20 protein-coding genes and 1 tRNA gene are annotated in these 20,555 nt (G+C 64.6%); 9 read left to right on the top strand and 12 right to left on the bottom strand.

The window, feature by feature from the left end; all coding sequences use genetic code 11:
* Nucleotides 1–378 precede the first annotated feature (378 nt).
* Nucleotides 379–564 (top strand): hypothetical protein, encoded by a 186-nt coding sequence (locus Q1M07_RS16005; protein WP_300455234.1) that lies wholly within the window; start codon nucleotides 379–381, stop codon nucleotides 562–564.
* On the top strand, nucleotides 561–1,196 hold the full coding sequence (locus Q1M07_RS16000; RefSeq protein ID WP_300455231.1) for a zeta toxin family protein: 636 nt from the start codon (nucleotides 561–563) through the stop codon (nucleotides 1,194–1,196). Before Q1M07_RS16005 ends, Q1M07_RS16000 begins: the two co-directional genes overlap by 4 nt.
* Nucleotides 1,197–1,240: 44 nt before the next feature.
* Here Q1M07_RS16000 and Q1M07_RS15995 read toward each other — a convergent pair whose 3' ends face one another.
* Entirely contained in the window at nucleotides 1,241–2,986 is a 1,746-nt protein-coding gene (locus tag Q1M07_RS15995) for a cation:proton antiporter (protein WP_300455228.1), read from the bottom strand.
* A gap of 512 nt (nucleotides 2,987–3,498) precedes the next feature.
* Nucleotides 3,499–3,574 (bottom strand) — tRNA-Thr (locus Q1M07_RS15990).
* Between the two features lie 351 nt (nucleotides 3,575–3,925).
* On the opposite strand from Q1M07_RS15990, the gene Q1M07_RS15985 reads away from it, so the two are divergent.
* The 4 genes from Q1M07_RS15985 to Q1M07_RS15970 all read left to right on the top strand — a co-directional run bounded on the left by Q1M07_RS15985 (nucleotide 3,926) and on the right by Q1M07_RS15970 (nucleotide 7,825).
* Nucleotides 3,926–4,633, top strand: a complete 708-nt coding sequence (locus tag Q1M07_RS15985) for a hypothetical protein (protein WP_300455225.1) — start codon at nucleotides 3,926–3,928, stop codon at nucleotides 4,631–4,633.
* The gene (locus Q1M07_RS15980; RefSeq protein WP_300455222.1) at nucleotides 4,630–5,790 is read left to right on the top strand and encodes a M48 family metallopeptidase; all 1,161 of its coding nucleotides are present in this window, start codon (nucleotides 4,630–4,632) and stop codon (nucleotides 5,788–5,790) included. The genes Q1M07_RS15985 and Q1M07_RS15980 overlap by 4 nt, the downstream gene beginning before the upstream one ends.
* On the top strand, nucleotides 5,787–6,368 hold the full coding sequence (locus Q1M07_RS15975; RefSeq protein WP_300455220.1) for a hypothetical protein: 582 nt from the start codon (nucleotides 5,787–5,789) through the stop codon (nucleotides 6,366–6,368). The genes Q1M07_RS15980 and Q1M07_RS15975 overlap by 4 nt, the downstream gene beginning before the upstream one ends.
* 215 nt (nucleotides 6,369–6,583) lie before the next feature.
* Entirely contained in the window at nucleotides 6,584–7,825 is a 1,242-nt protein-coding gene (locus Q1M07_RS15970; protein ID WP_300455217.1) for an HD-GYP domain-containing protein, read from the top strand.
* A 25-nt stretch (nucleotides 7,826–7,850) separates the two neighbouring features.
* Here Q1M07_RS15970 and Q1M07_RS15965 read toward each other — a convergent pair whose 3' ends face one another.
* The 10 genes from Q1M07_RS15965 to glnA form a co-directional block, all read right to left on the bottom strand.
* Nucleotides 7,851–7,997 (bottom strand): hypothetical protein, encoded by a 147-nt coding sequence (locus Q1M07_RS15965; protein ID WP_300455214.1) that lies wholly within the window; start codon nucleotides 7,995–7,997, stop codon nucleotides 7,851–7,853.
* 1 nt (nucleotide 7,998) lies between these two features.
* The gene (locus tag Q1M07_RS15960) at nucleotides 7,999–9,903 is read right to left on the bottom strand and encodes a DUF4178 domain-containing protein (protein ID WP_300455211.1); all 1,905 of its coding nucleotides are present in this window, start codon (nucleotides 9,901–9,903) and stop codon (nucleotides 7,999–8,001) included.
* Between the two features lie 53 nt (nucleotides 9,904–9,956).
* Entirely contained in the window at nucleotides 9,957–10,970 is a 1,014-nt protein-coding gene (locus tag Q1M07_RS15955) for an SPFH domain-containing protein (protein ID WP_300455208.1), read from the bottom strand.
* Nucleotides 10,971–11,041: 71 nt separating this feature from the next.
* Complete coding sequence (locus Q1M07_RS15950; protein WP_300455205.1) at nucleotides 11,042–11,446, bottom strand: DUF350 domain-containing protein; 405 nt, start codon at nucleotides 11,444–11,446, stop codon at nucleotides 11,042–11,044.
* Nucleotides 11,447–11,483: 37 nt separating this feature from the next.
* A complete protein-coding gene (locus tag Q1M07_RS15945; protein WP_300455202.1) occupies nucleotides 11,484–12,203 on the bottom strand; it encodes a type III pantothenate kinase in 720 nt (239 codons plus the stop codon).
* On the bottom strand, nucleotides 12,200–13,006 hold the full coding sequence (locus Q1M07_RS15940; protein ID WP_300455199.1) for a biotin--[acetyl-CoA-carboxylase] ligase: 807 nt from the start codon (nucleotides 13,004–13,006) through the stop codon (nucleotides 12,200–12,202). Before Q1M07_RS15940 ends, Q1M07_RS15945 begins: the two co-directional genes overlap by 4 nt.
* 39 nt (nucleotides 13,007–13,045) lie before the next feature.
* Complete coding sequence (gene ntrC, locus Q1M07_RS15935; protein WP_300455196.1) at nucleotides 13,046–14,476, bottom strand: nitrogen regulation protein NR(I); 1,431 nt, start codon at nucleotides 14,474–14,476, stop codon at nucleotides 13,046–13,048.
* Nucleotides 14,477–14,536: 60 nt separating this feature from the next.
* The gene (gene glnL / locus Q1M07_RS15930; protein WP_300455194.1) at nucleotides 14,537–15,610 is read right to left on the bottom strand and encodes a nitrogen regulation protein NR(II); all 1,074 of its coding nucleotides are present in this window, start codon (nucleotides 15,608–15,610) and stop codon (nucleotides 14,537–14,539) included.
* Nucleotides 15,611–15,640: 30 nt separating this feature from the next.
* Nucleotides 15,641–16,129: a DUF4124 domain-containing protein gene (locus tag Q1M07_RS15925; RefSeq protein ID WP_300455191.1), complete on the bottom strand. Its 489-nt coding sequence runs from the start codon at nucleotides 16,127–16,129 to the stop codon at nucleotides 15,641–15,643.
* Nucleotides 16,130–16,316: 187 nt separating this feature from the next.
* Entirely contained in the window at nucleotides 16,317–17,732 is a 1,416-nt protein-coding gene (glnA, locus tag Q1M07_RS15920) for a type I glutamate--ammonia ligase (protein ID WP_300455188.1), read from the bottom strand.
* 292 nt (nucleotides 17,733–18,024) lie between these two features.
* Between glnA and Q1M07_RS15915 the strand changes: the two genes are divergently transcribed.
* The 3 genes from Q1M07_RS15915 to Q1M07_RS15905 all read left to right on the top strand — a co-directional run bounded on the left by Q1M07_RS15915 (nucleotide 18,025) and on the right by Q1M07_RS15905 (nucleotide 20,524).
* Complete coding sequence (locus tag Q1M07_RS15915) at nucleotides 18,025–18,474, top strand: rhodanese-like domain-containing protein (protein WP_300455186.1); 450 nt, start codon at nucleotides 18,025–18,027, stop codon at nucleotides 18,472–18,474.
* Between the two features lie 61 nt (nucleotides 18,475–18,535).
* Complete coding sequence (gene nadA, locus Q1M07_RS15910) at nucleotides 18,536–19,633, top strand: quinolinate synthase NadA (RefSeq protein ID WP_300455184.1); 1,098 nt, start codon at nucleotides 18,536–18,538, stop codon at nucleotides 19,631–19,633.
* A 21-nt stretch (nucleotides 19,634–19,654) separates the two neighbouring features.
* Entirely contained in the window at nucleotides 19,655–20,524 is an 870-nt protein-coding gene (locus Q1M07_RS15905) for an Hsp33 family molecular chaperone HslO (protein ID WP_300455181.1), read from the top strand.
* The last annotated feature ends 31 nt before the right edge of the window (nucleotides 20,525–20,555 follow it).

Raw genomic sequence — 20,555 nt, 5'->3', positions numbered from 1 at the left:
ACGCAGTGTTCATCAACGTAAAAACGCGACACTCTAGCCGACTCGCGCCGTTTACACAAAACTGATGTTTTTCGGATAGCCCTGACGCATGACCCGGCCGAATCCCAGGTCTGTCCCGGTAGCATTCGGCTTGGCCGTTTGCGCGGTCATGCGTCGCGGATGCTAAAGCGGCGATCGCCCGGCAGACCGAGCGCCAAGCTCCCGGCCGTAGTCGATTCATGCCCTGTTCGGGCGATGGCCGCCGACGGCCGGCATGGGCTAGCGCGCGTTGTGGTCCGTCGCCTTTGGCCTTGCCGTTCGCCAGCTTGAGTTAGAATGCCAGCTGGCCGGCAGCCTGAGCGGCTATCGATCGACGTCGATCGCTTCTGGAGAAACGACATGCAACCGCAAGCCTTCGATCTCAATGACATCGTACACGAGCCCTCCGACGAACAGCTCGACGCACTTATGGAAGCCGTCGCCGTGGCAGCGCGCCGGCATTCGCAGTCGGCGCGCGAACAGTTGATGCTCCGTTTGCGGGCCGAGATCATGGCCATCAAGCTGCCCAGCTGCCGCGTGAAATGACCGTCGGCGACAAGCCGCGGCTGATCGTCGTCGCCGGTCCGAACGGTTCAGGCAAGACTTCGATCACGCAGCAGTTGTTGATGCACGAGTGGATGGGTGGGTGCGTCTATGTCAATCCCGACTTCATCGCGCGCGACGAGTTTGGCGACTGGAACTCGCCCGAGGCGGTCATCAAGGCCGCACAGCGAGCGACGACCATTCGCGAGCACTGTCTGACGACCGGCCTCAGCCTGGCTTTCGAGACGGTCCTCTCGGCGCCCGACAAGCTGGATTTCCTCGGCCGCGCCAAGGAAGCGGGATTCTTCGTCAGACTCTTTTTCGTCGGCACCGACGATCCGTCGATCAACGCCAAACGGGTGGCCATGCGGGTGATGGAAGGCGGGCACGATGTCCCGATTCCGAAGATCATCGCCCGTTACACCAAATCGTTGGCCTACTGCTACTTTGCCGCCTGGCTGGCCGACAGAACCTACGTCTACGATAACTCGGTGGACGATGCGCGCGCCCGACTGTTGTTTCGCGCCTCGCAAGGACAGTTGGTGAAGACCTATGGCGAGATCAACCCATGGGCCAGGGAAATCGCGCAACGGCTGCTGCCGGTAGTGTCCGAGGAAACGCCCACGGCACCGTGATCCGCTGCCGCCGCCCCGAGTTGCTGGTAACCCGGGCCATGGCCTCAGGCCGGCGGCGCATTCTTCGTACGTGGTGCCGCCTCGGGTCCGTTGCGCACCAAAGCATAGTCCGTACGGCGCACGCCGCGCAAAAGCATTTCCGTCTCGTCGGTGGCGATTCCTAGAGCCTCGAGGCTTTCCGCGGCCAAGCGCAAACTGGCCTCGAGCGTTTCGGGGAAAGCCTGGCTGACGCCAACCCGGTGCAGTGCGTCGCAGGTGACGAGGTCGCGGGCGCGAGCGACGATCGTCATTTGCGGTACCTGCGCGCGGATCAGCGCCGCCGCACGAACGGCCGCTGCCCCGTCGTCGATCGTCAGGACCACCAACTCGACGCGTTGCAGTGAGGCATTGCCTAGCAGCTTCGCGTTTGCGATGTCGCCGTAGAACACCGGGTGACCCTCGCTGCGCCATCGGGCGACGAGAACGGCGTCGGTATCGAAGGCGACGTAGGGGATGCCGCTGCTGGCCAGAATTGTTCCGACCGTATGACCCACGCGGCCGTAGCCGGCGATCACCACTCGGGGTTCGGCTTCGTCACCCTGCGCCTGGTAGTCGAAGCGTTCATGCACGCCGCTCGGCGGCGGTGCCAGGCGGCGCGCCAGCTGGTAGCCGATCTTGGCCAGCAGGGGCGTCAGCAGCATGGTCAGCGAAATCACCGCGACGGCCATCACGAAGACCTGATCCGGTATTACACCGAGGGCCTTGGCGGCGCCAAAGACGACGAAGCCAAACTCGCCGCCCTGGGCGAGCATGAAAGCCACCCGTATGGCAGTGCTACGGCCGCTCCCGAAGGCCAGGCACAAGACGTATAGAACGGCGATCTTGAGCGTGATGACGGCGAGCACATGCAGGCCGAACTCGACAGGATGGCGCGCCAACTCACCAACGTCCACCGACATGCCGACGGCGACGAAGAACAGGCTCATCAGCAAACCCTTGTGAGGCTCCATCGTCGCCTCGATTTGCAGGCTGTAGCGCGAGGTCGACAGCATCATCCCCATCAGAAAGGCACCCAGTGCCATCGACATGCCGGCGCGATCCATCGCCCAGGCGGCGATGAAAACGGCGGCCATGGCGACCAGGAAAAATGCCTCGCGGTTGTTCTGGCGCGCCAGGTAGTCGAGCACGCGGGGTACGAGGTAGCGGCCGCTGAGAACGACCAGCCCGACCATCGCGGCGGCAGCGCCGATCTGCTCCCACAACGGCAGTTCCTTAGGCAATGGACCGCTGTCGGCAAGCACCGGAACCAGCGCCAGCAGTGGCACGACGGCGAGATCCTGCATGAGCAGAATGGAGAAAGCCGTTTGCCCGTGCCGGCTGGCGATATCGCCCTGGTCGCGCAGCAACTGAATGACGAAGGCGGTGGACGACAGCGCGAAACTGGCGCCGATCAGCAGCGCCGTCGACCAACTCGCCTGAAAGAGCCGGAAATAAGCGGCGATGACCAGCGCCGAGACGACGATCTGCAGCGAACCGAGCCCGAACAGCGTACGCCGCAGATCCCACAGACGGCGTGGTTTCATTTCCAGGCCGATCAGGAACAGCAGCAGCACGACGCCGAGTTCGGTGAACTGGCGCACGCCGTCGACCTCGGTGGTGACGAAAGGCCCCGGTGTATGCGGTCCAACGATGACGCCAGTGACCAGTAGCCCGAGAATCGATCCGAGGCCGAAATGCCGGAATACCGCAACCGCGATCGACGCCACGAAGAGCAGCAGGACCGCCGAGTAAACGAAGGAGTGAGGATCCATAGTGCGGCCAATAGTAGCGCGCTTTTGCATTTTTCGCCTCGCACAGCGGTCGTCTCGCGTGCATCGCAACTCATCGGCCAGGGCTGGCCGATGGTAGCGTTACGCCGCGAAGAGAGGCGTCGATGTCTCCAAGCCGCTCAACAGCCTCGACGTTTCAGTGTTGGGCGCCAGTGCCTGGAAGCGGTGGTATTGGCCGACGCTGAGTCAGAGGCCAGTCGCGTCGCTGCTCAGGGTCCAGTTACCGCCGACGAGCGGGCGCACGACGTCGAGCGGAGAAGAGAGAAGCGGGCTCGGTTCCAGCAGGTCGGCGTTCAAAAGAACGCGTTGGCCGTACGGTACAGGGAGCGCTAGCCGGCCGACAGAGAAACTCTCCCTTTACCGCGCCACTCGTAAGAAAATCCACGCCTCCTCGAGCCTCCACAACGAGCCGGAAACACGCCATCGGCGCGATGCGCCAACAGCGTGCGGGAAATCCGCGCCCTACGTCGAAACTCTTGCTCTGCTTGGTGTTCTGGTGCCGCTGGACGGAATCGAACTGTCGACCTTTTCATTACGAATGAATTGCTCTACCGACTGAGCTACAGCGGCACGGGTTGGGTTGCTACCCGATGCAGAGTCGCGATTATAGCAGTCGGCCCTTTCTCTGCAAACACCCAGGATCTTGATTGTTGGCAACCAATGGAACTGTCCGCTTCCGTGGCACATGACTTGTCCGATTTCCCTGTCTCGAGCGGTGGCGGCGGATGGCGCGCGCCAGCTCGGTTACCCCCTCGGCGCCAGTTCCCGCGGCAGTCGGTCCTTTAAAATCCCAGCGCTGACCAGTCATTTGGCAGAACCCGGACAGCTTACCGGTTCCCGACACGATAGTTGGGCGGCGCTTGACTAGCGCTCGTCGTTATGTCATTTTCGACCGCCGTTGTTGGGGTGGGTAGAGGGACGATGAGACTAGGACCATGGCGTTTCGCCTGCGCCGTGCTTGCCCTGACCGTGCTCGGGGTGGGTGCCCTGCGGGCGGAGCCGAGAAACTTGGCTGACGGGTTTTCGGGGCTGCCCAAGGGGGCGTTGCTTGTCGTCATGCCGCCGGACATCGAGTTGCTGTCTTTGTCGGCAGGTGGTGTCACCGAACCGCGGGCGGATTGGACGGAAGCCGCGCAGCAACACGTTCACAGCGCGCTAAGCGCGAAGGCTGCCGTGCTTGGCCTTGAGGTCCGGAGGCTGGCCGAGGACGAAGCCGACGCCCTGGCTGAGGTCAATACGCTGCAGGCCGCGGTTGCTCGTTCGATCGCCATTCATCACCTGGGGGGCCTCAACCATACGTTGCCGACCAAGGAGGGCAAACTGGACTGGTCGCTCGATGAGGCCGTGTTGCCGATTCATGCCGCAACGGGTGGCGACTATGCCTTGTTCATCTGGATGCGTGACAGTTACGCGAGCGCCGAGCGCAAGGTGGCCATGGTGGCTTTGGCGCTGCTTGGTGTCGGCATCCCGGGCGGGATTCAGGTCGGCTACGCCTCGCTGGTCGACCTGCGTAGTGGCCAGGTGCTCTGGTTCAACCAGATCGCGCGTCGTACGGGCGACCTGCGCGAAGCCGAGCCGGCGGCGAACGTGGTTTCCGCGCTGCTGAACAACTTTCCGACCACGCAATGAACCGGCGGCGCCTGCTCGCGGCCGGTGCCGCCTGCTGTGCCAGTGCGCTGACGCACCGGGGCTGGGCGGAGACGACGTTCGACTACGAGGTTCCGGAACGTCTGACGCGACCCGAAGTGGCTTCCGACGAAGGTGGGCTATGGGCGATGATGGAGCGCGAAGAACGGAAGCTGCGGCGGAGCCCGTTCGTCGTTTCCGACGCGAAGCTGACGACCTACCTGCAGACGGTGGCTTGCCGACTCGGTGGCGAACATTGCCCGGATATCCGGGTGCATCTGGTGCGCACTCCCGTGTTCAACGCCAGCATGGCTCCCAACGGCCTGCTGCAACTGGGGACGGGCCTGCTGCTGCGAGTCGAGAACGAGGCGCAGTTGGCGGCTATCGTCGGACATGAAATCGGCCACTACCTGCAACGCCACTCCGTCGACCGCTTGCGCGACATCCGGGCGAAATCCGCTTTCAGCCAGTTTCTCGGGCTTTTCGGGCTGGCCGGTGCCGTTGGGCAATTGGCCGTGCTGGCCAGCGCCTTTGCCTACAGTCGGGATCACGAGCGCGAAGCCGATCGCATCGGAGCGTTTCTGATGTATCGAGCCGGCTATGACGTGGCGGAAGCGGCTCGGGTTTGGGGCAACCTGCTCGACGAACTGAAAGCGGGACAGGGGCAGGGTCCGGAGTGGCGCAATCCGTTGTTGGCCACGCATCCCGCACCACCCGAGCGCCGTGAGGCGCTGGCTCGCTATGCCGAAGCGATGCCTGGCGGCAGCGACGCCAATGAGGCCTTTGTCCTGAACACGCAGCGCTTTCTCGACGACTGGCTGCAGGACGAGGTGAAAAGAGGGCAGCACGCGGAGAGCCTTGCCCTGTTATCGCGACTGATGGCCCGCCAGGACGCCACAAGCCTGATGCACCTCTATCGCGGCGACGTCTATCGTCTGCGCGGCGAGACGGGAGATCTGGAACTGGCGCTGGCCGATTACCGCCGCGCCAGCCAATCGACCGATCCTCCAGCGCAGGCTTTTCGAGGCATCGGCCTGGCCAGCCGTCAGCTCGGTCAGCAGGCCGACGCGGTCGAAGCGCTCGACCGCTATCTCGCGCTCGCGCCCAACGCACCCGACGCCGCGCTGATCAGAACCTATGTCGCGGAACTCCGTCAATGAGCAAGTTGTGCGTCGTCGCGCTGGTCGTGCTGCTCTCCGCCTGCGCCAGCGTCAAGAAGATCGAAGCCGGCAGTCGCGCCCTCGGCGATCGCCTGACGGTCGATATCTCGGGCAACTGGAACCACCTGGATTACCCGACCATCAAGCCCGCGCAGATATGGACGATGGAAGGGGTGACGGTCGACGAGTTCCTCATCTACAGCGGCGTCAAGGACGGCCAGGCAATGCATCCGGGGAATCCGGTGGGCAGCCAGAAGAAGGACATCGTCTTCCGCAGCCGCATGCAGATCGAAGAAGTCGTTGCGATGTTCGAAGGCGTAATGACCCGCGATGGTTCCAGCTTCAAGCTGCGGCAACTCGAACCATACCCCTTCGGAGGCGTCAAGGGTTTTCGCTTCGAGTACGAGCGAACCCGCAAGGTGGATAACGTCCAGCAGCGAGGCATCGGCTTCGGGGCCGTCGACCGTGGCGAGCTTTTTGCAATGATCTACCAGGCGCCGCGGCTGACATTTTTCCCTCGCCACAGAGACCGTGTCGAAGCGATCGCCAAGAGCGCCGTCATCAAGACGTCGCCTTGATGCCATTCTCGCCAATGCCCGGGAACATGGGACCGACTGCCGAGGCGATGCCGTCACGCGCTCGAGCCTGGGCGAGGAAGATCGAGGGTTCCGCCATCCGTGCTTCGGATGTCCGGTGAACAGCAGCGATTCGATCGACGACCGCCGCTACACGCGGTAGGAGCCGGTGTAGACTTGGTGCATCGCCATTCTGGCGCGTCGCGCGCGAACCTGCCATGCTCAAGCGAATCAGCGTTCAACAACTTACCCTCGGCATGTACCTGAAAGGCTTTTGCGGTTCCTGGCTGGATCACCCTTTCTGGCGTACCTCCTTCGTGCTCAAAGATCCGCAGGACATCGAAGCGATTCGTGCCAGCCGCATCGCGGAAGTGTGGATCGATTGCCGCAAGGGGCTCGACGTGGCACCGGACACGGCGGTCGCTTCGGCCACCGAATCCGACGCCGAGGTCAATGCCGAACTCGATGCCGCCGCCTGGGAAGAGCGGCAGACCGAGCGCGTTCCGAGCACAGTCGAGTTTTCACGGGCGGCAAAGATCGTCGCCAAGTCGCGCCAGGCCGTTACCGCGATGTTCGAGGAAGCGCGTATGGGGCGGGTCGTCGATACCAGTGGGGCGCAACGCATGGTTGACGAAATCGCCGACTCGGTCAGCCGTAACCCCGGCGCGCTGATCAGCCTGGCCCGTCTGAAGACGGCCGACGATTACACCTACATGCATTCGGTCGCCGTCTGCGCGCTGATGATCGCCTTGTCCAGGCAGCTCGGGCTCGACGAAGGCCAGACGCGCTCGGCGGGAATTGCCGGCCTCCTGCACGATCTGGGCAAGGCAGCGCTGCCGCTCGAAGTGCTCAACAAGCCCGGCAGGCTGACCGAAGAGGAATTCGCGATCGTCAAGTCGCACCCCGAAGAAGGACACCGGATGCTGCTCGAGGGCAAAGGCGCCGACGCTGTGGCGCTCGATGTCGTTCTGCACCACCACGAGAAGGCCGACGGTTCGGGCTACCCGAAAGGCTTGGCCAGCGGGCAGATCAGCCTGTTCGCCAAGATGGGAGCGGTGTGCGACGTCTACGACGCGATCACCTCGAACCGGCCTTACAAGGCTGGCTGGTGCCCGGCCGAATCGCTGCGCCGGATGGCCGAATGGAGCGGCGGGCATTTCGAGCCGAAGATTTTTCAGGCCTTCGTCAAGAGCGTCGGCATTTATCCGATCGGTTCGCTGGTCTTGCTGAGCTGCGGCCGCCTGGGCGTCGTCACCGAGCAGAGCGACAAGTCGCTGCTCCAGCCGCGCGTCAAGGTCTTTTTCTCGACCCGTTCCAACGCTCGCCTCCTGCCCGAGATCATCGACTTCGCGCGCCCGCGCTGTCCTTTCAAGATCGTCGGCCGCGAAGACCCGGCCAAGTGGAACTTCCCCGATCTGAACGAGATCTGGTCGGGCCTGCCGGCCGCTCCCTCGTCCTGACTCGCTGCCCGTCGGTGAGCAACGGTTATTTGTGGTAGCTGCGGCTACCGCTGCCGGCGGCGCGCGTGCTCGAGGCCGCGGCTTCGCGGTCGAATAGGCTCCATCCCTGGTACTGTGCATTGCCAAAAAGCGCGATCGCCAGCAGGCCGGCAATCCAGTTGGTTTTGATCATCTCAATCGTCCTTCGTCCCGAGGTCGCTCTCGCTCCAGCGCCGAGCTTCGAGCGCGTTGCGCCGCCAGCGAGAGACGAGCGGGAAAATGGCCAGAAAGACCAGCAGCAGCACGAAGTTGGACCACGCCGCCGGATTGCGGACGACCTCCAGCTTGTCGACCACGGCCATCGCGTTGTCGGTTCCCAATTCGTACTCGACGACGAGGTAATAGGTCCCCGGCGGCACGTCCTTGAAGACCATCTCGTCGGACCGCGACCCTTCGGACCAGCTCTCGCCCTCGTCCACCCCCTCGTAGTGGCTGACTTCCTGTTCGCCGTGGTAGGCGTCGCCACGATTCTTTTCGATCAGCGTCGTGTCGAGCGACAACCAGTTGTTGCTGACGTCGGTGGCGTGCCTGACGAGCAGCGCTCGGGCGCGCCTCTCGAGGACGAACTCCTGGCTGGTCAGGGTCGCTTCGTCGTTCTGCGGCGAGAGCACCATCTGCTGGCGAAGCACCAGCTGTGAAGCGAATATAAAGGCAAAAGCCATTTGCACGATGGTTGCCGCCAAAGCGAACTGCCAGAACAGGCGACACGTGCGACGATGCGTTTCCGTCAGCGGGTTCGGCTGGTTGGCATAGACGCCGGTCTGTTGCGGCGGCGACGCCTTGATCTGAAAAGCTGCGCCGACCTCCGCTGCCGCAAGATATTCGGCGCGCGACCAGCTCGCCTCCTTGGCCGTCACTTCGCGCGACAGCATCAAGGGCGGGCAGACATAGTCGTCCACCGCGCAGCTCTCGCCGACGCTGACTCGCCAGTAGAACTCGCCGACGACATAGGTCACCTCGGCCTGGCCGCTGTTGAAAAGCTTGAACTCCTTCCCCTCGTACTTGAACTTCGCCTGCCCGCGGCTGACCGACGGAGGGTTGGCGAGCGTGCGCGCGAAATTCCAGTGACCCTGATCCTCGATCAGCCAGGCGAAGCCGTCCTGCGCGTTGAACAAAAGATATTCCGACCACACGTAGTCCTGGCCGGCCGAGCTCGTGCTGCGGCGCAGGAAACCGATCACCAGCCAATCGACGCCCTGCAGGCGGCCCTGGCTGCCGAGCGGCAGCCAGGGCGTTTCGCGCAGCGCCTGCGCCGCCCTCATAAGCAGCTTGACGTTCTCATTATCGACGCCGACGATCGAGCCGCAGGCGTCGCAGGCGATGCTTTGGATGGCCGGCGAATGGATTTGCAGCGGCGAGGCACAGTGCGGACAGGCGAAAACCCGCGCGCCGACCTGCGGCACCGCGTCGCCTGACGGCCCGGCCACCGCTTTCAGATTTTCCAGCTTGAGGTCGGCGAAGCTCACCGGCTGGCCGACGAACACCAGCGGTGGCGTTTCGCTGTAGTCGATGGTCGCGAAACGATCGGCACTGCGCAGGTCGACCGTGTTGACCTCGTAGCCGGCAGCGACGCGGAACGGCAGCTCGCCTTCGCCGGCGATGCAGCGTGCGGTTTCGAGGTCGGTCACCGTGAAGCGCCGGCCGTCGATGTTCACCGCCATCTCGGGCGCCAGATCGGCGAAGGCCGGCAAAGGCTGGCGGACCTCGACCTGGGCGCTTACGATGTACTCGCCGGCCGCTTCGGCCAACCACGCGCTGCGGCCATCGTCGAACAGGATGTGCCACTCGTTCCAGAAGCCGGCATCGTAGTGCAACTGGATACGGCCGACCACGAGGAAGTGCCGGCCGCGGAAAGTTCCCTGACTAGCGATCTGGAGGCGCGAGGTGTCTTCGAGCAGGTCGGCCATCCGGCCGAGGTTCTTCAGATCCTCGCCGCGGCGCAGCAAAGTGCTGCGACAGAAATCGCAGACGACGTAGATCGACGTCGCCGCGCGGAAAAGGACTGGCGCGCCGCAGGACGGACAGGTGGCTCTTTTCACGACGGGCCTGTGGCCGAGGGCGCCAGCGCCGCGGTGTCACCCGGCACGCCGGGTCAGATCAGCCTACCCAGCAGTTCGGCCTTCTTGGCGTCGAACTCGGCCTGCGAAAGGACGCCTTTGGCGACCAGTCCGTGCAGCTTTTCGAGCGTCGCGACGATTTCGTCGGTGTTCGCGGCGGCCGCCGGCGACGCCGGCGCAGCGGCCTGCATGCCCTGCGTCATCGCCGCACCCATCGCCTGGCCGATGCCCAGTCCGGCGCCGAGACCGGCACCGATACCGGCCACACCACCCTCGTTCTGCGCCGCCAGCGGAATGCTGTTCGCCACCTGGTACTGCGTGTAGCGTCCAAGGTCGCCGATCATGTTCATGCCGATGCGCGAATCGAGGACTTTCTGCAGTTCCTCCGGCAGCGAGACGTTCTGTACGACGAAACTGTCGAGCGCCAGCCCGTAGCGCTCGAAGACGGGTCCCAGCCTGTCCTTCAGGCTGCGGCTGAACTCGTCCTGGTTGGCCGCCATGTCGATGAAGGGAACGCCGGATTCGCCGAACAGATCGGTCATCGAAGCGATTACCAGATTGCGCAACTGACCGTCGAGGTCGGCGACGGTGTAGCGTTCGCGCGTCCCGGAAACCTCGCTGTGCAGCTTGCGCGGGTCGGCGATCTTGTACGAATAGATGCCGAAGGCACGCATGCGAACCATCCCGAATTCCTTGTCGCGGATGGTGATCGGATTCGGCGTTCCCCACTTGCAGTCGAGCTGCAGGCGGGTAGAGAAGAAATAGACGTCCGACTTGAAGGGCGACTCGAACAGCTTGTCCCAGTTTTTGAGATAGGTGAGCACCGGCAGCGTGCGTGTCGTCAGCTTGTACAAGCCAGGTCCGAAAACGTCGGCGATCTGCCCCTCGTTGACGAAAACGGCCATTTGCGACTCGCGCACGGTCAACTGGGCGCCGTACTGGATTTCGCAATCCTGCATCGGGTAGCGCATGGCGAGAACGCCGTCGCCCTCCTCGGTCCACTGGATGACATCGATGAATTGTTTTCTGATGAAGTCCATGAGGGCCATGCCGTTCTCCTGAAAGGAAGCGTGGGTGGGGGCGCGGTGGCCATCAGGCAGGCGCGCACCGCGGGGGGTGATCAATAAGTCATGCAGGCGGCGTTGATCAGGCCGACACTGAGGGAGACGACGGCCAGAAATACGGCCGGTGCGGTCTTGCCGGCGGGGATGTCCTGGTTGAGTTGCGGCAGCGTCAGCCGGGCCGCCAGATAGGCCAGGATCTGGATGACGCCGGCGATCGCCCCCCAGGAAGCGAGGTCGACCAGTGTATCGCTATGCGCGATGACATTGGCCACCGGCATGGCGAACCCGAATAGCGCGCCGGCCAGGCTGATCGCCGCGGCGGTGTTGCCGGCACGGATCAAAGCCACCTCGTGGTAGGGTGTGACGTTCAGGTAAACGAGCAGAAACAGCGCCAGCAGGACGATCGCCACGGCAAAGTAGGCGAGAAAGGCGGGCAGCATCGTCAACAGGTGCGTGGGCATGGATAGTCCTCCCGTCGGCAGGCGCACTGGCAGCGGATCAAGGGGAAGCGGCAAAGCGTGCCAGCCCGTCGAGGATCAGATTGTCCACCAACTGGCATGGGATCTTCAAGTGGCGCACCAGCCGCCCGGCCGCCCCGCCGGTCAGCAGGCAGCGCGCGCCGGGCTGGCCGGCAATGATGGTATACGTCCGCTCGATCGCCCCGAGCTGTGCTTGCAGGCAGCCGCTGGCGATGGCGTCCTGCGTATTGCGCGGCTCGCGTTGGAAGGCGCCCTCGACGAAGGGCAGTTGGGCCGTATGATTGGCCAGCGCCATGCGCATCAGGTCGAAACCGGGAAGAATCAGGCCGCCGCGAAATAGCCCGTCGGCGTCGAGCAAGTCGATGGTCGTTGCCGTTCCGGCACTGACCACCAGGCAGGCCTCGGCGACCATCGCGCGCGCGCCGATCAACGCCGCCCAGCGGTCGGCACCGAGCTGCGCCGGACAGTCGTAGCTGTTGCGTACGCCACAGGCGGCAGCACTGGGGTGCAGAAAAGTGATCCGAGTGTGGCGTGGCGCCAGCAAGGTGCTAAGCGTTTCGCCGACCGCCGCTCCCGCGACGTTGCAGATCACGACCGGCGAATCCGCCGGCCACTCGTCGGCCGCCTCGCTCAACCAGGCGACGTCGGCGGTCGCCAGGACGCCGCTGTCCAGCCAGCCGCCCGCGTGGTGCACGCCCCACTTGAGGCGGCTGTTGCCGACGTCGATGGCGACGATCATGCGCTACGCAGCGACAGGTCGCCGGATAGGCAGCGTTCGACGCCGACCGGCGTCCGCAGCAGCAGTGCGCCGTCGGTGTCGGCTCCCAGGCAGATCCCTTCGCGGTCCACAGGGCCACCGTCGAGCAGGCGCACCCGACGATCCTGCCAGACATGATGCGCCTGCCATTCGTCACGCAATATCGGGAAACCGCCGGCCGAGAAATCGTCCAGCACGGCCGCCAGCTCGCTCAGCAACCGCGCCAGCAGCCGATGGCGGTCAGGCAGCGGCGACAGCGCCTGCGACAGCGCGGCCGGCGGATGCCGCAGCGGTTCGTCGCCAGCGGCCGGCAGGTGCAGGTTAAGGCCGATGCCGATCACCGCCAGCAGGCTCCCCGGCTGGGTATCGAGTTCGACCAGGATGCCGCCGAGCTTGCCGCCGTCGAGCAGAATGTCGTTCGGCCATTTCAGGCCGATGCGCTCGACGCCGACACCCTCGAGCGCGCGCGCCACGGCGACGCCGACCGCCAGCGACAGGCCCGCCAGTTGCGCCACCGGACATGTGAAACGCCAGAGCAGCGAAAATGTCAGGCTGGCCTCGGGCGACGACAGCCAGCTTCGGCCGCGCCGGCCACGCCCGGCGGTCTGCTGGTCGGCAACCAGCAGCGTACCCGTCGTGGCGCCCTGGGCGGCGCGTTCGAGCAGCAGCGTACTGGTCGATACGCATTCCGGCAGGGCTTCGACGGTGAAGCGGCGTGCGGCCGCGCCGAGCAGGCGGTACACTCGGGCGGCGTCGATCCGGCAGGAAGATACAGGGTCGTTCATGGTTGGCTCATCGGGCGCGGCTGGCGCGATTATCGCCGATTATCGTGGCAGCAGTGCCTCTCGATCGTCGGCCGCACTCGCGCCGTCGAGTCCGAGTTCCTGGATCTTGCGGGTGATGGTGTTGCGGCCGATGCCCAGCGAATGCGCGGCCTCGATCCGGCGTCCACCGGTGTGGACCAGCGCGCGGTGGATCAGCACACGTTCGAAAGCGTGCGTCAGCTTTTCGTGGACGTGCCCGGGATCGTTGCCCAGCAAGCGGTCGACTTCCTGCGCCAGGGCGTGTTCCCATTCACCGGCCGCTGGCGAGGGCACGACGCCGCGCAGTTCGGGCGGCAAGTCGGCGACTTCGACGAGTTGGCCGGGAGCCATCACCGTCAGCCAGTGACAGAGGTTCTCGAGCTGCCGGACGTTGCCGGGAAAATCCACCGCGCACAGATGCCTCATTGCCGTATCGGACAAGCGCTTGCCTTCGACGCCCAGTTCCTGGGCACTCTTCTGCAGAAAGTGGCGGGCGAGGATCGGAATGTCCTCGCGCCGCTCGCCGAGACTCGGCAAGCGGACGCGGATCACGTTCAGGCGATGGAAGAGGTCCTCGCGGAACAGGCCCTGGCGCACGCGTTCCTCGAGATTCTGGTGCGTTGCGGCGATGATTCGCACTTTGGTTTTCAGCGGCGAGTGTCCGCCGACCCGGTAGTAGTGACCGTCGGACAGCACGCGCAGCAGTCGGGTCTGCAGTTCCGCCGGCATGTCGCCGATTTCATCGAGGAACAGTGTCCCGCCCTCGGCCTGTTCGAAGCGGCCTTGCCGTTGCGCCGCGGCGCCGGTGAAAGCGCCGCGTTCGTGACCGAACAGTTCGGACTCGAGCAGGTCGCGCGGAATCGCCGCCGTGTTGATGGCGATGAACGGCTTGTCGGCGCGCGGACTGTGGCGATGTACGGCGCGTGCCACGAGTTCCTTGCCGGAACCCGACTCGCCGGTGATCAATACGGTGGCGCTCGACTGGCTGAGTCGACCGATGGCCCGAAACACCTCCTGCATCGCCGCAGCCTGGCCGAGGATTTCCGGCGTCAGCCCCACCTCGTTCGGCGCACCACTCTGGTGCAGGCTCTCACCGATAGCGCGCCGAATCAGTTCCAGCGCCTGATCGACGTCGAAGGGCTTCGGCAGGTACTCGAAGGCGCCACCCTGGAAGGCGGAAACGGCGCTTTCGAGGTCGGAATAGGCGGTCATGATGATCACCGGCAAGGCCGGGAAACGATCCTTGAAAAGCTGCAGCAACTCGAGCCCCGACTGTCCCGGCATCCGGATATCGGACACCAGCACCTGCGGCGGCTCCGCTCCGGTGTCGAGTTGCGCCAGCGCTTCGGTCGCCGAAGCGAAGCTCCGGAACGGGATCTTCTCCCGCGACAGCGTCTTCTCGAGCACCCAACGGATTGATTTATCGTCGTCAACGATCCAGACCGGTTTCATCGATTCCTCAGCAGGCTTGGCAATGGTCAAGGGCTGTAAGCAAGAAACCGGCCAGCCATCTCAGGCAAGCGGCAGGCGAATCGTGAAACAGGTGCAGCCCGGCCGGCTGTCACAGTCGATCGTTCCCTGGTGTTGCTCGACGAAGCTCTGGGCCAGCGTCAGCCCCAGGCCGCTGCCACCTTGACGACCTGACACCAGGGGATAGAACATGCGTTCGCGAATGTCGTCGGGAATTCCCGGTCCGTCGTCGATCACCTGCACTTCGAGCGCCAGGCGGTGGCGGCGCTTGAACAAGGTCATCTGACGGGCGACACGCGTACGCAGCGTGATCTGACCGCGGACGGCGAAGCTGCCGTCCGGCTGCCGCTGGATCGCCTGCGCCGCGTTGCGGGCAATGTTGAGGAAAACCTGGATCAGTTGTTCGCGGTCGCCGACCAAATCCGGCAGGCTGGTATCGTAGTCGCGACGAACGGTCAGGATGGTCGGGAACTCGGCGGTGAGCAGACTGCGCACCCGCTCGAGAATCTCGTGGATATTCACCGGGCCCGGCTGCATCGGACGATGCGGCGACAGCAGGCGGCGCATCAGATCCTGCAGGCGGTCGGTCTCCTTGATGATGACCTGGGTGTACTCGCGCAGACTCGGGTTGTTGAGCTCGTGCTCGAGCAACTGGGCGGCGCCGCGGATGCCGCCCAGCGGGTTCTTGATCTCGTGCACCAGGTTGCGTATCAGTTCGCGGCTGGCGTGTTGCTGCTCGACCAGGCGCTCCTCGCGGGTTGCCCGGAGTTGCTGGTCGATCGGCCACAGCTCGACGAGCAGACGGGCGGTCGGCGTGTCCGTCGGGTTGACCGTGCAATTCAGTTGGCGCAACTCGCCGCCGGCGACGCGCAAACCGATGTTCTGCCCGGTGTATGCCCAACCTTGGTGCAAGGCGCTGTCGAGCGCGGCGAGCAGGGCCGGCGGGCATTCGGCGACGCTGGCCAAGGGGCAGCCGGCGAAAACCCGGCCGCTGATTTCCAGCAGGTTCTCGGCGGCCGGATTCAGATAGCGGATGGCCAGGCTATCGTCGAGCAGGACGACGGCCGACGATAGCAGGTCGAGGCCGCCGAACGGGTTTTCCGAGGTTTCGCTCACCGCCGGAGCGCCTGCGCGGGTCGTCGGCAGTCAGCGCAGATTGCCGATCTCCTTGCGAATGGCTTCGATGTTGCGCTGGTGCACGGCGAGCTTGTCTTTGTACGGCTGCAGCCGCTCCTGCACCTTGCCGCCGCTGATCGCGCCGCCCTGCATGCGCTCGTTCGGCAGCACCACGGCTTCCTGTTCGGCAAGCTCCTTCTTCGCCTGCTCGGCATTCGCCTGCTCGGCGGCCAGCTCGGTTTCGAGAATTCGCCGGCGGTCGGTGTCGCGCGCCTTCTGCGTCTGATCGTCCACCTTCGGGAAATTCCCCGGCGTCGGGGTCGACGAGGCCTTGGGCGCCAGTTTGGAGGAGGGGGCCAGATTGACCGGATCGAGAATGATCTTGCGGCAGTTCTTGGTAGGCACGTTCGAGTAGGTGACGCGCCCATCCACTTCGCACTTGAAAATGTCCTGCGCCAGGGCCGGCCATGCCGGCAGCGACAACAGCACGAACGTCATGCCCAGGTCTCGTCGTTTCATCGTCGTCCCATTTCCTATTGGCAACTCGAGCCGCCCATCGAGCGGCCGCCGCGCTGGCGTACGCCGACTCTCCGATCAGACGGCAGTGTATTGGATGACCGAAACGAATACAAACGCCCGGCAGGCGCGATCGGCAGACAAAAAAAAAGGGACGGGCGGTGCCGTCCCTCGTTTCGACGCTGCCCGCTCAGCAGCTATAGTACAGGTCGAACTCGACCGGATGGGTCGTCATGCGCACCCGGTTGACCTCTTCCATCTTCAGTTCGATGTAAGCGTCTATCCAGTCGCTGGAGAAAACGCCGCCGCGCGTCAGGAAGTCGCGGTCCTTGTCGAGCGCGGCGAGGGCTTCCTCGAGGCTGGCGCAGACGGTCGGGATTTTGGCATCTTCTTCCGGCGGCAGATCGTAGAGGTTCTTGTCGGCCGGGTCGCCGGGGTGAAGCTTGTTCTGGATGCCGTCCAGGCCGGCCATCAGCAGGGCCGAGAAGCACAGGTAGGGATTGGCGATCGGGTCCGGAAAGCGTGTCTCGATGCGTCTTGCCTTGTCGGAAGCGACGTGCGGCACGCGGATCGACGCCGAACGGTTCTTCGCCGAGTAAGCCAGCTTGACCGGCGCTTCGTAATGCGGCACCAGGCGCTTGTAGGAATTCGTTCCGGGGTTGGTGATGGCGTTCAGGGCTTTGGCGTGCTTGATGATGCCGCCGATATAGAAGAGCGCCAGTTCCGACAGGCCGGCGTAGCCGTTGCCCGCGAACAGGTTCTTGCCGTCCTTCCAGATCGACTGATGGACGTGCATCCCCGAACCGTTGTCGCCGACGATGGGCTTCGGCATGAAGGTGGCGGTCTTGCCGTACTGGTGCGCGACGTTATGCACGACATACTTGAGAATCTGCGTCCAGTCCGCACGCTTGACCAGCGTGTTGAACAGGGTGCCGATCTCGCACTGACCGGCGGTGGCGACCTCGTGGTGATGCACCTCGACCGGGACGCCGATAGTTTCCAGCGTCAACACCATCGCCGAACGGACGTCGTGCAGGCTATCGACCGGCGGGACGGGGAAGTAACCGCCCTTGACTCCCGGACGATGGCCGGTGCCGCCCTCGCCTTCCGACTTCTCGCCGTTCGTCCAGGCCGCTTCCTGCGAGTAGATCTTCAGATTGCAGCCCGACATGTCGACGCTCCACGATACCGAGTCGAAGATGAAGAACTCGGGCTCCGGGCCGAAGTAGGCCGTGTCGCCGATGCCGCAGGCTTTCAGATAAGCCTCGGCGCGCTTCGCCACCGAGCGCGGATCGCGGTCGTAGCCCCGGCCGTCGGCCGGGTCTACGACGTCGCAGGTCATGACCACGGTCGTCTCGTCGAAGAAGGGATCGATGTAGGCGGTGCTCGGATCGGGCATCAACTGCATGTCCGAGGCCTGAATTCCCTTCCAGCCGGCAATCGACGAACCATCGAAGGCATGGCCGTTCTCGAACTTGTCCTCGCTGAAGGCGCTGACCGGCACGGTGACGTGCTGCTCCTTGCCACGAGTGTCCGTGAAGCGGAAGTCGACGAACTTCGCCTCGTTGTCCTTGACCATCTTGATCACGTCTTGCGGGCTTGTCATTGCGGAGTCTCCAGAACAGATGCCGGGGCAACCGGCGACAGTAGAAAATAGGTGCGCGGGGCAACTAGCAGAAATCGTGCCAGACCATTCCCGGCCGGGTTTTCATTGTGCCACAAGCCTTCCCGGCGTTCTCGGGGATTTTTGCCGAGCACCACTTTGGTGCGTGGAAAGTCCCGCCGCACCGTGGCGGTGCGAAGGCCTTCCGCCCGGCGGCGGTGCGAACGAAACAGGCATTCTATGTTCTATACTCTCGATTTCGCCGCCCCTTACTCGAGGCAATTCGCCAAGCGCCATGGGAAAACTGACCGATCTCCTCAAACTCGCGCAAGATCGCGCCAGCCAACTGGGCCTGCCCTATGCGGGCGCCCTCACACCACAGGAAGCTTACGCCGTCTGGCAACTGGCGCCCGGTGCCAAGCTGGTCGACGTGCGCACGCGTGCCGAGTGGGATTGGGTCGGGCGAATCCCCGGCGCCATCGAGATCGAGTGGCAGAGCTATCCGGACAACCGGCCCAACGCGCATTTCCTCGCCCAGTTGAAGAAACAGGTCGATCCCGAATCGTTGCTGATGTTCGTCTGTCGCAGCGGCGTGCGCTCGCACCAGGCCGCCGCGCTCGCCAGCCAGGCGGCCCAGCTCGCCTGCTACAACGTGCTGGAAGGTTTCGAAGGCGACAAGGATGCCCGTGGCCAGCGCGGCAACGTCGGTGGCTGGCGCCTTGCCGGGCTGCCGTGGCACAACTGAAGCGAAGCGTTTGCCGCCGACGGCGCGGCGGCCCTTCCGACACCGTTTCGAGTCCCCATTCATGCAAACCGCGACCATCCGTTTCGATACCTTCAACCAGTTGCCGGACGAAGCCTGCCATCGGCGCATCCGCGCCGCGCGCGAACGTCTGGGCAAGCGCGCCGTTCTGCTGTGCCATCACTACCAGCGGGCCGACGTCTATCAGTACGCCGATCTGACCGGCGACTCGCTGAAGCTCTCGCGCCTCGCGGCGCAGGCCGAGGCGCAGTACATCGTTTTCTGCGGCGTGCATTTCATGGCCGAAGTGGCCGACATCATGTCGGCACCCGAGCAGATCGCCATCCTGCCCGATCTGGCGGCCGGCTGCTCGATGGCCGACATGGCCAACCTGGCCAAGGTCGAACGCTGCTGGCGCGAACTCGGCGAAGTGCTCGACGTCGAGCAGCAGGTGACGCCGGTGACCTACATCAACTCGGCCGCTGACCTCAAGGCTTTCTGCGGCGAGCACGGCGGCATCGTGTGCACCTCGTCGAACGCCGGAACGATCGCCGGCTGGGCCTTCGCGCGGCGGGAGAAAATTCTCTTCTTTCCCGACCAGCACCTCGGCCGCTGGACCGGCTACCGGATGGGCATTCCGCTCGACGAGATGATGGTCTGGGACCCCGACCTCGAAATGGGCGGCCTGAGTGCCGAACAGATCCGGCGCGCCAAGCTCCTGCTCTGGAAGGGGCACTGCTCGGTGCACCAGATGTTCCAGCCGGCGCACATCCTGCGTTTCCGCAACCAGCATCCGGACGGACTGGTCATCGCGCACCCCGAATGCCGCTTCGAAGTCTGCCAGCAGGCCGACCATGTCGGGTCGACCGAACACATCGTCCGCACGATCAAGGAAGCGAGCCCCAACACGCGCTGGCTGGTGGGCACCGAACTCAACCTGGTCAACCGGCTGGCCGAGGAGGTCAAGCCGGAAGGCAAGATCGTGCAGTTCATGGCGCCGACCGTGTGCATGTGCTCGACGATGCAGCGCATCGACCCGCAGCACCTGGCCTGGACGCTCGAGAACCTGGCCGACGGCACGGTGGTCAACGCGATCACGGTGCCGGAACACGAAAAGGGGCTGGCCAAACTGGCGCTCGACAGGATGCTCGCCGTTTCCTGAAGCGACTTTCCCGGCCCGCGCATGTCCGACGACTACCTCCACCGTTTCCTGTTCGACGAGCTCGACATCTGCGGCGCCGTCGTCCGTCTGGGACCGGCCTGGCGGCAGATGACTGAGCGGCGCGCCTACCCCGCGCCGGTGATTCGGCTGCTCGGCGAAATCAGCGCCGTCACCGTTCTCTTCGGTAGCCAGCTCAAGCAGCCGGGGCGGCTGACTCTCCAGTTGCGCGGCAACGGCCCCGTCTCGCTGCTGCTGGTCGACTGCGATGAGCAATTGCGGTTGCGCGGCATGGCCAGGTGCGCCACGCCGCTGGTCGGCGAGACGCCGCCCGAACTGCTGGGCGACGGCCAACTGCTGCTCTCGCTCGACCTGCCGTCGCTGCGCCAACCCTACCAGAGCATCGTTCCCCTCGCCGGCGAAAGCCTGGCCGAGATCTTCGAGCACCATCTCGAAAAGTCGGAACAACTGGCGTCGCGCTTGTTCCTCGCCGCGTCGCCCGAGTGCGCGGCCGGGCTTCTGCTGCAGAAACTGCCCGCCGCCGAGACGCGCGACGCGGACGGCTGGGCGCGCTGCACGGCGCTCGCCGCAACGCTGCAGGCCGCCGAGCTGCCGTCGCTGCCGGCCGAGCAACTGCTGCGGCGCCTCTTTCCCGAAGAAACGATACGTCTCTTTCCGGCCCGGCCGGTCGCTTACCACTGCCCCGAGGACTGGGAAAAGGTGCGCTCGATGCTGCGCGCACTGGGCCGCAGCGAGGTCTACGCCGCCTTGCGCGAGCAGGGCGAGCTCGTCATCCAGGACGAAATCTGCCAGCGCGAGTACCGTTTCGACGCCTCGGCGATCGACCGGCTGTTTGCCGGTCCGGCGACCGACCTGCCGCCGACCGTTCACTGACCGGCGGGCGGTGGGCGGTGTCCTCGGACCC

It is taken from the genome of Accumulibacter sp. (assembly GCF_029255285.1).
GTDB lineage: Bacteria > Pseudomonadota > Gammaproteobacteria > Burkholderiales > Rhodocyclaceae > Accumulibacter.
Note: the sequence above shows the minus strand (reverse complement) of the source record. Positions and strands in the feature narration are given on the sequence as shown.